General features: G+C 69.7%; 12 protein-coding genes, 2 pseudogenes and 1 riboswitch. Of the genes and pseudogenes, 5 read left to right on the plus strand and 9 right to left on the minus strand.

What is annotated here, in order from left to right:
• Window positions 1-224 precede the first annotated feature (224 nt).
• From AB0I77_RS08980 to AB0I77_RS09000, 5 genes and pseudogenes are all read left to right on the plus strand, one after another.
• Window positions 225-296, plus strand: a pseudogene (locus AB0I77_RS08980) (GNAT family N-acetyltransferase); the annotation flags it as partial.
• A 36-nt stretch (window positions 297-332) separates the two neighbouring features.
• Window positions 333-474, plus strand: a riboswitch (cobalamin riboswitch).
• Window positions 475-596: 122 nt separating this feature from the next.
• Window positions 597-2957 (plus strand): ribonucleoside-diphosphate reductase subunit alpha, encoded by a 2361-nt coding sequence (locus tag AB0I77_RS08985; protein WP_363281720.1) that lies wholly within the window; start codon window positions 597-599, stop codon window positions 2955-2957.
• On the plus strand, window positions 2957-3964 hold the full coding sequence (locus AB0I77_RS08990; RefSeq protein WP_363281721.1) for a ribonucleotide-diphosphate reductase subunit beta: 1008 nt from the start codon (window positions 2957-2959) through the stop codon (window positions 3962-3964). Before AB0I77_RS08985 ends, AB0I77_RS08990 begins: the two co-directional genes overlap by 1 nt.
• Window positions 3965-4042: 78 nt before the next feature.
• Complete coding sequence (locus tag AB0I77_RS08995; RefSeq protein ID WP_363281722.1) at window positions 4043-4666, plus strand: nucleotidyltransferase family protein; 624 nt, start codon at window positions 4043-4045, stop codon at window positions 4664-4666.
• 53 nt (window positions 4667-4719) lie between these two features.
• Window positions 4720-5459 (plus strand): annotated as a pseudogene (locus AB0I77_RS09000) (helix-turn-helix domain-containing protein); the annotation flags it as partial.
• On the opposite strand, the gene AB0I77_RS09005 reads toward AB0I77_RS09000, so the two are convergent.
• From AB0I77_RS09005 to AB0I77_RS09045, 9 genes are all read right to left on the minus strand, one after another.
• Window positions 5456-6826, minus strand: a complete 1371-nt coding sequence (locus tag AB0I77_RS09005; RefSeq protein ID WP_363281723.1) for a cytochrome P450 — start codon at window positions 6824-6826, stop codon at window positions 5456-5458. The pseudogene AB0I77_RS09000 and the gene AB0I77_RS09005 overlap by 4 nt on opposite strands.
• On the minus strand, window positions 6823-7908 hold the full coding sequence (gene cyc1 / locus AB0I77_RS09010) for an epi-isozizaene synthase (protein WP_363281724.1): 1086 nt from the start codon (window positions 7906-7908) through the stop codon (window positions 6823-6825). The genes AB0I77_RS09005 and cyc1 overlap by 4 nt, the downstream gene beginning before the upstream one ends.
• 233 nt (window positions 7909-8141) lie before the next feature.
• Window positions 8142-8792 carry a peptide deformylase gene (gene def, locus AB0I77_RS09015; RefSeq protein WP_363281725.1) on the minus strand — a complete coding sequence of 217 codons (651 nt, stop codon included), beginning with the start codon at window positions 8790-8792 and terminating at the stop codon, window positions 8142-8144.
• A 152-nt stretch (window positions 8793-8944) separates the two neighbouring features.
• Complete coding sequence (locus AB0I77_RS09020) at window positions 8945-9925, minus strand: hypothetical protein (protein WP_363281726.1); 981 nt, start codon at window positions 9923-9925, stop codon at window positions 8945-8947.
• Between the two features lie 104 nt (window positions 9926-10029).
• The gene (locus tag AB0I77_RS09025; RefSeq protein ID WP_363281727.1) at window positions 10030-11274 is read right to left on the minus strand and encodes an HD domain-containing protein; all 1245 of its coding nucleotides are present in this window, start codon (window positions 11272-11274) and stop codon (window positions 10030-10032) included.
• Window positions 11271-12581 (minus strand): HD-GYP domain-containing protein, encoded by a 1311-nt coding sequence (locus tag AB0I77_RS09030; RefSeq protein ID WP_363281728.1) that lies wholly within the window; start codon window positions 12579-12581, stop codon window positions 11271-11273. Before AB0I77_RS09030 ends, AB0I77_RS09025 begins: the two co-directional genes overlap by 4 nt.
• A gap of 124 nt (window positions 12582-12705) precedes the next feature.
• The gene (rsrA, locus tag AB0I77_RS09035) at window positions 12706-13008 is read right to left on the minus strand and encodes a mycothiol system anti-sigma-R factor (protein WP_363281729.1); all 303 of its coding nucleotides are present in this window, start codon (window positions 13006-13008) and stop codon (window positions 12706-12708) included.
• Window positions 13005-13691 carry an RNA polymerase sigma factor SigR gene (sigR, locus tag AB0I77_RS09040; protein WP_363281730.1) on the minus strand — a complete coding sequence of 229 codons (687 nt, stop codon included), beginning with the start codon at window positions 13689-13691 and terminating at the stop codon, window positions 13005-13007. Before sigR ends, rsrA begins: the two co-directional genes overlap by 4 nt.
• Before the next feature lie 257 nt (window positions 13692-13948).
• A complete protein-coding gene (locus AB0I77_RS09045) occupies window positions 13949-14587 on the minus strand; it encodes an alpha/beta family hydrolase (protein ID WP_363281731.1) in 639 nt (212 codons plus the stop codon).
• Window positions 14588-14589 lie beyond the last annotated feature (2 nt).

Here is a 14589-nt window from a genome sequence, read left to right on the forward strand (position 1 = left end):
ATGCGCTCCGCCCACCGCATCTACGAACGTCTGGGCTTCGTCCGCACCGTTCCTTCACAGTGAGCGGGAGTGAGTCCGCCTACTGGCACGCTCCGAACGGTCTTGGGCGCACTGGTCGTCCCCCGCGGCCGGAGGCCGCTGATGGGCGCTGCCGCAACCGGGCAGCGACACGGATCCTGTCCGTGGTCCGATCCGGAAGGGCGGAGTCCCTCACGACCTGGCCTCCCGAGCGCGACTGGAACCCGATCCCGCACCTCGACGACATCACTCTGCTCACCTACGAGTTGACGCTCTGACACCGACGCGACACAACATGTGGGGGGTGCTTCCCGAGCACGGCACAAGATGTATGCTCGTGCTCGCTGTCGCCGCAGGGGAATCCGGTGCGAATCCGGAACTGTCCCGCAACGGTGTACTCGCGTGCATCCGCACGCCTGTTCAGTCCGAGGACCTGCCGACAGCGTGCCCGGCCGTGCGGTCGGGTGCCCTGACGTCCGGGCCTCGTGGAATGGGCCGGTGGACGCGACGCCGTGTGCGCTCGTGCCGCCCCCCTGTCCCTCCGCAAGGCCCCCGTGCCGAGCGAGGGAGAGCCCCACGTGACCATCGCGCCAGCCGAACCGGCTTCAGCAGCCCTGGAGAACGACGGTCCCAAAGCCGCGTTGCTGCGGACCCTGACCGAGCTGACCGCCGACCTCCCCGACGCCGACCCCGGCAGAGTCGCCGCCGCCGCGCTGCGCGGCCGGTCCGCGCACGCGGACGGCACGGAGTTGCGCGAGCTGGCCACCGAGGCGGCGGCCGGTCTCATCTCCGAGGACCCCGCCTACTCCCGGCTCGCCGCCCGGCTGCTGACGATCAACATCGCCGCCGAGGCCGCCTCCGAGGGCGTCACGTCCTTCACCGAGTCCGTCGCCGTGGGACATCGGGAAGGGCTCATCGCCGACCGTACGGCCGAGTTCGTGCGCATCCACGCCGACCGCCTCGACGCGCTCGTCGACCCGGACGCCGACGACCGCTTCGGCTACTTCGGCCTGCGCACCCTGCACGGCCGCTATCTGCTCCGGCACCCCCTCACGCGCAACGTCATCGAGACGCCCCAGCACTTCATGCTCCGGGTGGCGTCCGGTCTCGCCGAGGACGACACGTCGAGGGCCCTCGACGAAGTCGCCGCGCTCTACCGGCTCATGAGCCGCCTCGACTACCTCCCCTCCTCCCCCACGCTCTTCAACTCCGGCACCCGCCACCCCCAGATGTCGTCCTGCTACCTCCTCGACTCCCCCAAGGACGAGCTGGACTCCATCTACGACCGCTACCACCAGGTCGCCCGCCTCTCGAAGCACGCCGGAGGCATCGGCATCGCCTACTCCCGCATCCGCTCCCGCGGTTCGCTGATCCGGGGCACGAACGGGCACTCCAACGGCATCGTCCCGTTCCTGAAGACCCTCGACGCCTCGGTCGCCGCCGTGAACCAGGGCGGCCGGCGCAAGGGCGCGGCGGCGGTCTACCTGGAGACCTGGCACTCCGACATCGAGGAGTTCCTGGAGCTGCGCGACAACACGGGCGAGGACGCCCGCCGTACGCACAACCTCAACCTCGCGCACTGGGTCCCGGACGAGTTCATGCGCCGGGTGAACGCGGACGAGCAGTGGTCCCTCTTCTCCCCCGCCGACGCGCCCGAGCTGGCCGACCTGTGGGGCGAGGAGTTCGACGCGGCGTACCGCGAGGCGGAGGCAGCCGGCCTCGCGCGCAGGACCATCCCCGCCCGTGACCTGTACGGCCGTATGATGCGCACCCTCGCGCAGACCGGCAACGGCTGGATGACCTTCAAGGACGCCGCCAACCGCACCGCCAACCAGACGGCCGAGCCGGGGCACGTCGTCCACTCCTCCAACCTCTGCACGGAGATCCTGGAGGTCACGGACGACGGGGAGACGGCGGTCTGCAACCTGGGGTCGGTGAACCTGGGCGCATTCGTCTCAGGCAGCGACATCGACTGGGAGCGGCTGGACGAGACCGTCCGCACGGCAGTCACCTTTCTGGACCGCGTGGTCGACATCAACTTCTACCCCACGGAGCAGGCGGGCCGCTCGAACGCGCGCTGGCGTCCGGTCGGCCTCGGTGTGATGGGCCTCCAGGACGTCTTCTTCCAGCTGCGCCTGCCCTTCGACTCGCCGGAAGCTCGTCAGCTCTCCACGCGCATCGCCGAGCGCGTCATGCTCACCGCGTACGAGGCCTCCGCCGACCTCGCCGAGCGGAGCGGCCCGCTGCCGGCCTGGGAGAAGACCCGTACGGCCCGGGGTGTCCTGCACCCCGACCACTACGACGTGGAGCTGACCTGGCCGGAGCGCTGGGCGGCCCTGCGGGAACGTCTGGCCACCACCGGCCTGCGCAACTCCCTCCTCCTCGCCATCGCGCCGACCGCCACCATCGCGTCCATCGCGGGCGTGTACGAGTGCATCGAGCCGCAGGTCTCCAACCTGTTCAAGCGCGAGACGCTGTCCGGCGAGTTCCTCCAGGTCAACTCGTATCTGGTGAAGGAACTGAAGGCGCTGGGCGTCTGGGACGCCCGCACCCGGGAGGCGCTGCGCGAGGCAAGCGGCTCGGTGCAGGGCTTCGCCTGGATCCCCGAGGACGTACGGGCCCTGTACCGCACGGCGTGGGAGATCCCGCAGCGCGGACTGATCGACATGGCGGCGGCCCGGACCCCGTTCCTGGACCAGTCCCAGTCGCTGAACCTCTTCCTGGAGACGCCGACCATCGGCAAGCTCTCCTCGATGTACGCGTACGCCTGGAAGTCGGGCCTGAAGACGACGTACTACCTGCGCTCGCGCCCGGCGACCCGCATCGCCCGCGCGGCACAGGCCCAGGCCGAGAAGACCGTCCCCGTACAGCAGACGGCCGACCCCGACGCCGTCGCCTGCTCCCTGGAAAACCCCGAGTCCTGCGAGGCCTGCCAGTAATGCCCACCCAGAACCTGCTCGACCCCGGCTTCGAGCTGACTCTGCGCCCCATGCGCTACCCGGACTTCTACGAGCGCTACCGGGACGCCATCAAGAACACCTGGACCGTGGAGGAGGTCGACCTCCACTCGGACGTCACCGACCTCGCGAAGCTGACCCCGGGTGAGCAGCACATGATCGGCCGGCTGGTCGCGTTCTTCGCGACGGGCGACTCGATCGTGTCGAACAACCTCGTGCTGACCCTCTACAAGCACATCAACTCCCCCGAAGCGCGCCTGTACCTGAGCAGGCAGCTGTTCGAGGAAGCGGTCCACGTCCAGTTCTATCTGACCCTCCTGGACACCTACCTCCCCGACCCGCAGGACAGGGCCGCGGCCTTCGACGCCGTGGAGAACATCCCCTCCATCCGCGAGAAGGCCGAGTTCTGCTTCAGGTGGATCAACGAGGTCGAGAAGCTGGACCGCCTGGAGACCCAGGCCGACCGCCGCCGCTTCCTCCTCAACCTCATCTGCTTCGCCGCGTGCATCGAGGGCCTGTTCTTCTACGGCGCCTTCGCGTACGTCTACTGGTTCCGCAGCCGGGGTCTGCTGCACGGGCTGGCGACCGGCACCAACTGGGTGTTCCGCGACGAGACGATGCACATGAGCTTCGCCTTCGAGGTGGTCGACACCGTCCGCAAGGAGGAGCCGGAGCTGTTCGACGACCGGCTCCGGCAGCAGGTCACCGACATGCTGAGGGAGGCCGTCGAGGCCGAGCTCCAGTTCGCGCGCGACCTCTGCGGTGAGGGGCTCCCGGGCATGAACACCGACTCGATGCGGCAGTACCTGGAGTGCGTCGCCGACCAGCGCCTGACCCGCCTCGGCTTCGCCCCGGTCTACGGCTCCGAGAACCCCTTCTCCTTCATGGAGCTCCAGGGCGTCCAGGAACTGACCAACTTCTTCGAGCGGCGCCCTTCGGCGTACCAGGTGGCGGTGGAGGGCACCGTGGACCTGGACGAGGACTTCTGACAGACGTCAATGGTGATCCGGGCCGCGTGTGCGGCGCGGCCCGGATCACCATCATTTCCCCCGAGGTGAGCAGAGCCGATGATCAGCCGTCTCCCTCTCGACGAGCAACTTGAGTCCCTGCGTGCGGTGCTCTCACGAAACGATGTGCTGACGGAGGTGCTGGCGCGCACCGCGGCACTGAATCTGCCCGGGTGGTACGTGACGGCGGGCTGCCTGTTCCAGACCGTGTGGAACGTGGTCACCGACAGGCCACCGGCCGGCGGCATCAAGGATTACGACGTCTTCTACTTCGACGCCGGCGATCTGTCCTGGGAGGCCGAAGACGCGGTGATCAAGGCCGGGCGGGAGGCCTTCGCCGGCCTGCCCGCAGAGGTCGAGATCCGCAACGAGGCGCGGGTCCACCTCTGGTACGAGGACAAGTTCGGCGTGGCGTGTCCGCCGTATGCCTCCACCGAGGCGGCGATCGACAGTTTCGCCGCGACGACGTGCTGCCTGGGCGTGCGGCTGGAGGCCGACGGCCGGTGGCGGGTGTATGCGCCGCACGGCCTGGCCGACGTGTTCAACCTTGTCCTCCGGCCGAACCCGGTACTCGCCCCGCGGTCGGTCTACGAGGCCAAGGCAGCACGTTGGCGAGAGCGATGGCCGGAGTTGACCGTGCTGGACTGGCCCGCCGGGCCTCCTGGACCTCCTGGACCTCCCTGATCTGGCGGTCGATACGCGGCGAGCATTCCGATCAGGGCTTCTGTCTGTGTCGTCGGCTGGACGAAGCCGACCTGATCGCCGTGCCCGCCGGGACGAGTACGTCACGCGCGCGTACCCGCCCGAGCTGCTCGACGCCCTGGTGCGGGGCGCCCGGGTGCTCAGCGTCTGCTCCGGTGTCTTCGTGCTGGGCGCGGCCGGGCTGCTCGACGGGCGGCGGTGCACCGTGCACTGGCGGCACGAGGACGAGCTCACCCGGCGGTTTCCGCGGGCGATCGTCGAGCCGGACGTGCTGTACGTCGACGAGGACCCGGTGATCACCTCGGCCGGCACCGCCGCCGGCATCGACGCCTGCCCGCACATCGTGCGCAAGGAGCAGGGGCCCGAGGTCGCCAACAAGATCGCCCGGCGGATGGTCGTACCGCCGCACCGGGACGGCGGCCAGGCCCAGTACATCGAGCGGCCGCTGCCCCGGTCGCAGTGCGACACCGTCGGCGAGGTGCTGGTGTGGATGGAGCAGCCCGCCGACCTCGCGCACATGTCCCCGCGCACCTTCGCCCGCCGCTTCCAGCAGGAGACGGTTACGACTCCCTACCGCTGGATCCTGCGCCAGCGTGTGCTGCTGGCCCAGCGGTTGCTGGAGGCGACGGACGAGACGGTGGACGCGATCGCCGGTCGAGCGGGGTTCGGCAACGCGGCCGCGCTGCGCCACCAGTTCATCCGGGCGGTGGGAACCACCCCGAACGCCTACCGGCGCACGTTCAGAGGACCCGAGGCGGGACCGGAGGCCGCCTAACCCCTCGGCACCGCCTTCAGCAGCAGCCGCTTGGGCCGCAGCGTGATCCCCACTCGGGGCGACTCGTCGGCCTCCGGCAGTCGTTCGAAGCGCCACTTCGGGATCACGGTCGCCAGGATGACGCCGAGTTGGGCCACCGAGAAGTGGTCGGCCGGGCATTTGCGATTGCCCGCGCTGAAGGGACTCATCGCGTACTTCGGCACCTCCTTGGAGTGTCCCGGAAGCCAGCGGTCCGGGTCGAAGTCGAGGTGCTGCTCGTAGGATCGCGGGTCGCGCTGGAGGGCGAGCGGGCTGTACACGATGTCCGCCCCGGCCGGAATGCGATACCCGCCGAGTTCGGTCTCGGCCATGGCCCGCCGCGTCAATATCCATACCGCGGGCCGTATGCGCAGCGCCTCGGTGATGACATTGTTCGTGTGCGTGAGCTTCCTGAGGTCGCCGAATGTGACCGGGCCGTCACCCACGACCGATGTGACCTCTTCACTCACCCGGTCCGCCTGTTCCGGATGTTCGGCGAGCAACTGCAAGATCCACATCAACTGGGACCCCACGGTTTCGCTGCCCGGGGTGAGTATCGCTATGACCTGATCATGCACCTCCTGGTAGTTGACCGGTTCACCCTTTCCGTCCTTTGCCTCCAGCAAGGCGGTCAGCAAATCGTCGGGCTTCTCGGCGGCGGCCCGGCGTTGGGCGATGACCTCGTCGGACAGCCGGTGCAATTCGGCCAGCGCCCGGTCGAATTCCCGGTGGGACGGCAGTGGCAGCCGGTAGAACGGGCCGAAAGAGAGGATCATGCGCCGGTACATACCGCCGAACACCGTGGCGAGGGCGGTGCTCAGCCGCTCGGCGAGATCGTCGATGTGCTCGATCTGGAGGAAGCACCGGGCCGTCATGCGCACGGCCAACCGGAAGGCCTCCGCCGTGACGTCGACAGTGTCCCCCGGCTGCCAGCGCGCGGCGAAGGTGAGCGACTCCTCGACCATGACCCGCTCGTACTCGTGGATCACCTCCTTGCGGAACGAGGGCTGGATCGTCTGCCGCTGGCGCCGGTGCCGCGCACCGTTGCTGGTCGCCACGCCCTTGCCCAGCAGTACGTCCAGGGTGTCCCAGAGCGGACCGCCGATCTCGTAGTCGGGGCTCGTCAGCATGTCGCCGGCGAGGTGCGGCGCGGTGACGGCGTACAGCGTCTTGGGGCCCAGCCGCAGCCGGACCAGGTCGCCGTCGTCCCGCAGCCGGGCCAGGAAGCCCAGCGGGTCGCGGACGAGCTTCAGGCCGTGGCCGAGTCCCGGCACACCTCCGCCCGCGAGGGGCACCTCACGCCGCTCCGGAGCCGGAGAGGCCTCGGACTTCACAGACTCGACGGTCATTTCTCACCTGCCGCTTCGTTGTTGACGTACGGGGGCGTGGACCGGTCCTCCCAGCTGTCGACCATGTACCGGCCGGACTCGTGGTGGAACCAGTAGACGGCGCTGAACCAGTTCCGCATATTGCGGACGCAGGCCCGCACGGCGACGCTCAGTTCTTTGCCACGCACTGTTCCGTCGGCGAGGTCGTCGCAGAGACGCAGGGCGTCCCGTTCGGCGGCGAGAAATTCCACTATGCATTTCTCGACGCGCCGCCGGACTTCCGCGATCGCTTCTTCCAGGGTCAGTCCCTCGTGTTTGACGAGACTGATGCCGAGGTTGTGCACCTCGTCACCCGCGATTTCCTTGGGGAGCGAACAGAGGTCGTTGTACCAGGCCGCGAATTCCTGGCTCAGCAGCGCCGCCCGCCGGTATGCCGGGTGTTTCCGTATTCGGTCCGGGAGTTCGCAGCCCGCGCTCGGCTCCAGCAGGTCGGTCCAGATCCAGTGGGCGAACGTGAGGCGACGCAGTGCCAGATATTCCTCGACCGTCGGAACGACCCCCTGGGTGCGATTATGGAATTCCCGGTCGTATGCCTCGATCACCTGGTGGAAGTGGCGGGCGAACCGTGTGTTCCACGACTGCGGCAGGAACGAGTACAACCGCACCATGCTGTCGGCGAACCCGGCGACCAGGGGATCCTGGTGGCGCAGATGGCCGCGCGGGGAGTCGAGGGCCGTGTGCAACCGGAACCTGAGCCGCCGCCAGGCCGTCCGGCGGCCGTGCACGATGTCACGGTCGTGGCGGTCGTCCCAGACGAAGAACCACGCGCTGTAGTCCGCTATCGCCTGGAGGACCTCGTCGGGGGCGTCCACGTAGTACCCCGCCATGAGGTCGGTGTAGCAAAGGCCGTCGGCATATTCCTCCACCTTGTCCGCCGGCATGAGTCGTTTTTCCAGCAGCCAGGTACGGGTCTTCTCCTGGAGCCTTGGCCAATACGGGTGCAGTTGCCTGGGAAACGCCGCCTCGATCACCGGGAGACAGAGCGATGGTGGGACCGCGATCAACGTCGATGCCGAGGTGGTGCCGTGTGGGAAAGCAGTCACGAACAAACCCCTTCCAGCCGCCAGTCACTTCCCATTCAGCACCACAACTGACCGTTCTGGGAACGGATTTGCTTCATTCACTACCCCACGGTGCCGGGGATTCTCCCCTTATGTGACTGCTTACGGGTCACCAGAAGAGCGGAAGCGATCGGACGTGCGAAGGACAGACGTACGGCGCCTGGTCAGGAAGGTGCTCCTGAACAGACGCCGTACGTAAGGGAAGTGACGGGGCCTCAGTCGTTGGCGACCACGGGGTAGCGGGGCTCGTTCTCGGCCATCTGCCGCAGCGCGTCCTTGCGTTCGCGCTTGGAGAGCCGGTCGATGTACAGGTAGCCGTACAGATGATCGGTCTCGTGCTGCAAACACCGAGCGAAGTAGCCGGTGCCGCGCACCTTGACCGGGTGCCCCTTCTCGTCCTGCCCGACCACCTCGGCGTAGTCCGGCCGGGCCAGCGGCGCGTACGCGGTGGGCACCGACAGGCAGCCCTCGTTGCTGTCGTCCAGTCGGCGCTTGTCGGCGGGCAGGTCGACCACCTTCGGGTTGCAGACGACACCCACGTGCCGCTTGCCCTCGTCGTCCTGGCAGTCGTAGACGAACACCTTCAGGTCGACGCCGATCTGGTTGGCGGCCAGACCCACGCCCTCGGCGGTGCGCTGCGAGGCGAACATGTCCGCGATCAGCTGCTCCAGCTCCGCGCCGAACTCCGTGACGTCCCTGCACTCCTTGTGCAGCACCGGATTCCCGACCACCGTGATCGGCCGCGAGGTACCGCGCTCGCGCCAGGCGTTCTCGCGCTCCTCGCACTCCTCGGTGTCGATGACGAAGCCCTCGTCGTCCACGGGGAGCACGCCCACGTGCTGCTGATCGGTGTCCTGCTGCGCCATGACCGACGTACGCCTTCCTGAACCAAAACAGGGGGTGAAGTTGCTGATACAGGGTACGGGTAGCGCCCCCGAAGGGGCGCGGGGCTGTGTCAATATGCGGCTCCGCCGCGCGGGCGCGACCAGCCACAACGGACCCGCAGTCGGCAACGGTCCTAGCAAACCTCTTCGAGATCCCGCCAATCCCGAGAATCAGGACTGTCAGCAACCCACCCGTCCAACAACCCCCGAACCAGCGAAGCCGGCGCAGCCACCCCGCACTCCCGCTCAGGCACCCACAACTGCCCGTCGGTCCGATGCCCCAGCGGCCCAGGATGCCCCGGCTCGCTGTGATCATGCGGATCGAGGTGGTCGCCGTCCCCTTCGTCGGACGGCATCCGCGACTCCGAACACATCCGGCACAGCAGCCGTACGGACGACGACCAGTCCTCCGCGGCGAAGCCGGCGTCGGCGGCGAGCTGCTCCAGGGCGTCCCGGTCGGCCTCGGTGGCGGCCTCCAGGAGGACGACCCAGGTGGGTACGGGTGAGGGCGCCCACAGTTCGATCTCGTCGAAGACCGGATAGGCGTGCCCGGCCGCCGTGGTCCGCTCCCCGTGCGGCACCCCGTCGTGCAGTACGACCTCGCCCCAGCGCCGCCCGGAGGACGGCAGCGGGATGGACAGCACCTCGATCCGGGCGGGGTCCAGCCGCCGCCCCCACACGACCTCGGCCTCGCCCTCCGGTGACAGCCGTACGGCCGCGCTGCCGAGGTCCATGCCGAGCGGCTCGTCGGAGGCCGTGGCGCTGCCCGTCACCCGAAGGCCGTACGCCTGCCAGGCCCGCCGGGCCAGCGGCCAGTCCTGGAGGGCGGTGGCCGCGATGCCGACGTTCCACCAGTCGGGCGCCCCAGTCTCCCGGTCGAGCAGCGCCACGGCGCGCAGCCCCGCCGCCCTGGCCTGCTCCCAGTCGTGCCGGAACTTGTGCAGAAGCGCGAGGTTGAACCAGGACTCGGACAGCCAGGGTTCCAGATCGGCGGCCCGCGTCAGCAGCGCGCCCGCGTCCTCGTACCGACCGTCGCCGATCAGCGTGAACGCGCGGTCTGTGGCCTGCCGCCAGGAGGCGGAGGGCCTGTTCCGTCCCTTGCCGAAGATCCTCACGATTCCCGCCTGCCAGTTCCGTGGAGTGGGCTGGCTGTGCCCCCGGACACCCTCTCCTTCGCATCCAACCACGTACGCCTGGAGGGGCGCTCATTACCCATGGGTTACCCAACCACAGGCAGGGTCAGACAGTCCCTCGCCAGTACCCGGGCCAGCGATTCCACCACCTCGGGCGCGTACTCCCCCGCGGTGGCCAGACGCAGCTCCTCCAGCGCCGTCAGGGGCCCGCCGGGCCCGGCGTCCCGCGCCTTCTCCTCGTACGCGTTCACGGCCCGCACGATCCGCGCGGCGACCGGTTGCTCACCGCAGGGGTCGGCCTGCCGCTCGACGACCACGGCGACGGCCGAGTCGACCCCGGTCTGCCGTACGACGGCCCCGCCGAGCAGGGCGATGCGCCGCTGCTCCCTCGTGGGCAGCCCGGCGGTGGCCCCGGCCGGTACGGGATCGACGAGGCTGAGCTGTCCGATGTCGTGCATGAGGGCCGCGTACTCCAGCACGGTGAGCTCCCGGTCGGACAGCCCCAGGTCCCGCCCGACGGCCCGGCTGAGGCCGGCGACGCGGCGGGCGTGCCCGGCCGGGGTGTACCCGGCGATCTCGGTGGCCCGGGCGAGCGAGGCGATGGTCTGCCGGTAGGTGGCCCGCACGGCGGCGTACCGCCGGAAGGACAGCTGGGTGAGCAGCAGCGGCAGCGAGAACACGGGCAGCGCCCACAGCCCCGCGACGGCCACCGCGAGCGCCATCACGGCGCCCGTGGCACAGACGGCGGACCCGATGCCGAGCAGCCCCCGCAACTCGTCCCGCAGCAGCGGGCCGAAGGGCCACCGGGTGCGGGAGTGGGCCAGGGCTGCGGCGAGGACGGCGTCGCACAGCGCGGTGAGGGTGAGCAGGGCGAGCAGCAGCACGGCGTACTCCGGGCCGCACCACTGGCCGAACGCCCCCCGGTTGTACAGGGGTTGGAAGCACACGGCGGCGAACCCGACGGTGAGCACCCGCCGGGCCAGTTGGTCGGAGGTCGGCCCCTGCCCGCGCGCGATGTGCGGCACGTTGCCGAGCAGCAAGGCGGCGAGGACGACGGTGACCACCTGGAGGGCGCCGTGCTGGGTCGGCTGCCCCGCGTTCTCCCCCAACAGGGCGTACGACAGTGCCGCCGCGGCCCCGAGCGGCGCGGCCTCCCTGATCTGCGCCCCGTTCCACCGGGTCAGCTCGCCGACGGCGACCAGCACGCCGAAGGCGAGGGCGACCCCGCGCTCGTCCAGGCCGGTCCAGAGGGTGACGGCGAGGGAGAGGGCGGCGAGGAGACCGGCCAAGGCGTGGATGAGCGTGCGGAGGGGGGCGCGGCGAGCGTTCATCGGTGCGCCCCCGGGCTGGGGACCGACGACGGGCGAGTCAGGGGCGGGCGAGCCGCTTCCTCGGCGGTCACGGCGGGGTGCCAGCCGTGCCGGCTCAGCGCCCGTTCGAGGGCCGTCACCATCCGCGGGTCGAAGTGGGTCCCCGCACACCGCTCCAGCTCCTCCAGCGCCGCGGCCACGGGCCGCGCCCGCCGATAGCAGCGGGTGGAGGTCATCGCGTCGAACGCGTCCGCGACCGCCACCACCCGCGCCGACTCCGGAATCTGGTTCCCCCGCAGCCCGTACGGATACCCGCTCCCGTCCAGCCGTTCATGGTGATGCAGTACGGCCTCCCGGGCCTCCCCGAGGAAGGAGATCCCGCGCACCATCTCGTGGCCGTACTCGGGATGCAGCTCGATCACGCGCCGTTCCTCGGGCGTGAGCGGCCCGTCCTTGCGCAGCAGTCGCGTGGGGACGCCGAGCTTGCCCACGTCGTGCAGGATCCCGGCGAACCGCAGCACCTCGACCCGGCCCTCGTCCATCCCGAGCTCGCGCGCGATCATCATCGAGGCCTGCCCGACCCGCTCGCTGTGCCCGCGGGTGTACCCGTCCTTGATGTCGACGGCCTGCACGAGCGCCCGGATCGTCGCCTGATGGGCGGCCCGCTCCCGGTGGTACTGCGCGAACGCCCACCAGGACACACACATCGGGAGCAGCACGAGCAACGCGGCGACAGGCCCGTACGGGCTCCGCCACAGCACGGCCATCATCAGCCCGGCGAGCCCGTGCACGGCGACCGGCGCCGGCGACCGCAGGAACAGCCCCCGCCAGGCCCGCCGCGGCGGAACGTGCTCCGCGAGCGCGAGGATGCCCCCGTCGAGCACGCTCAGCACCACACAGAACGCCAGCACCGCCGCCCCGGCCGGGAGAAGCGCGTACGGGAAGTCGGAGGCGCCGACGGCGTCCCGGCCGCCCAGCGCCCCGTGCACCCGCGCCGCCGCCCAGACAGCGACGGCGAGCTGCGCCGCCCGCCAGATCCGCCGCAGCCCTCGCGGCCGATGCTCGACCGGGGACAGCAACGCTCCCGGCAGCGCGACCAGCGCGGCGGCGGACGGTGGCAGGAGAAAGGCCCCGGCGAGCAACACGGGGTAGAAGGTTCCGGCGAAGCGCCACCGGGCGGCGGCCTGCTCGCAGCCGCCGTACAGCGCGGCGAGCAGGGCGACCGCCCACCAGGGCGTCCGTACGGTCGGCAGCGGTGACAGACAGATCAGCGCGCCGACGACGACACAGGAGACGTACGCACGTACCCGTGCCGGAACCGCCTCCATCACGCCCTCCCCCGGCCGTGCCAGCTCAGGGTCCGGAGCCTAGGACGGCGAGAGGGGGACCCGCGGGCTTATGACCCGCGGATTAGCACATTCGGGTGACGACGGGCCGTTCCCCGGTGGGAGTTCAGGACTCCTGCGGGGCCGCTGTCACGTCGTGCTCGGGGACGGCCTGCCCGGAGCGGATCAGGTCGAGCCGCCCCAAGACCTTGGAGCGCAGGTCCGTCGGCACGTCGTCATGTCCGCAGCACCGCTTGACCAGCTTCTTCACGGCCTCTTCGAGGCCGTACTTCTCCAGGCACGGCGAGCACTCCTGGAAGTGCTGCTTGAACTTGTCGCGATCGACGTCCGGAATCTCACTGTCGAGAAACTCGTACAGATGGTCCAGGACTTCACTGCAGTCCGTCTCGTGCGGCTCTCCGCAGCTCATGAGCCCGAGCCTTTCGCTTCGTTCGACTCTCCGGCGCCGGCCGGGACCAGTCCGCGCTCGCGGGCGTAGTCCTCCAGCATGCCGCGCAGTTGACGGCGGCCTCGGTGCAGGCGGGACATCACCGTACCGATGGGTGTCCCCATGATGTCCGCGATCTCCTTGTAGGCAAAGCCCTCTACATCGGCGAGATAGACGGCGATGCGGAATTCCTCGGGGATCGCCTGAAGTGCCGACTTCACGTCCGAGTCCGGCAGATGGTCCAGCGCCTGCGACTCGGCCGAGCGCAGACCCGTCGACATGTGCGACTCGGCACGCGCCAGCTGCCAGTCCTCGATCTCCTCGGCCGCACTGCGCTGGGGCTCGCGCTGCTTCTTGCGGTAGGAGTTGATGAAGGTGTTCGTGAGGATCCGGTACAGCCACGCCTTGAGGTTGGTGCCCTCGCGGAACTGGTGGAAGGACGCGTACGCCTTGGCGTACGTCTCCTGCACCAGATCCTCGGCGTCGGCCGGGTTGCGCGTCATGCGCAGCGCGGCCGAGTACATCTGGTCGAGGAACTCGAGCGCGTCCCGCTCGAAGCGCGCGCTGCGCTCCGCAGTCGACTCCGTGCCCGTGCTGCCCAGGCCCTCGGGCTGCTCCGCCTGGCCGTGTTCGGTCCCTGCGTCAGTACCGGTGACCGGACCCACCTCCTCAAGATTCCGGGCAGGACCGAGACCGGCCCCACCAGAATCGGAGGATAGACGACGATCCGGTCCGCCCGCCGCTCGAATAGGAGCGGTCTTGGCCACGTGCAGCACCGTCCAGTCCAGATCGGCACGGCTGCTGCGGTCAGGGCAGTAGGTCGAACCCATGTGGCGGACTTCCTCTCCTACGACGACGGTGCTGGTGTTTCAGCACTTCTGTCGGCCACAACAGAGGTCCGAGCCGCAACATTCCCGAGCCGTTATCCGAGTGACGCGGTCCACGCGACGACTCCGTCCGTGATCACCGCCAGCGCCTGATCCTGGTCGACGGGCGCCCGCTTCGGCACGGCGAAGCCATGATCACCGTAAGGCACCTCGATGAGTTCGTACGACCCCTCGGGGAACTCCTCGGGCTTCCCGAAGGGGTCGTTGCCTCCTTGTACGACGAGGGTCGGCACCCCCGCCCCGAGCAGTTCCCCGGCGCGCGACTTCTCGGGCCTGCCCGGTGGATGGAGGGGGAAGCTGAGGGCGAGGACGGCGTGGGCACCGAGCTCGACGGCCGTACGGCAGGCGACGCGGGCCCCGGCGCTGCGGCCGCCCGCGATCACCGGGAGTCCCGGCTCGGCCAGTGCGGGCCAGCTGCCGCGCCAGCCGATGTCGAGGGTCTTGGGCGCGGGCGCCACCTTCTTTCCGGCCACGCGCCAGGGCTGCTCGACGAGGGCGACGGTGACGCCGTGCCCCGGGAGGACGCTCGCGAGTGCCTGGAGGTCCCGCGCCTCGATCCCGCCGCCGGCGCCGTGGCTCACCGCCAGAACGAGCCGCGGCTTCTTCGCCCGGTGCCAGGTGATGCGGGCGGGACCGGCATCGGTTTCGGCCATCTCGACGGTCTCTTTGGCCATGT

Source organism: Streptomyces sp. NPDC050619, from assembly GCF_040654815.1.
GTDB lineage: Bacteria > Actinomycetota > Actinomycetes > Streptomycetales > Streptomycetaceae > Streptomyces.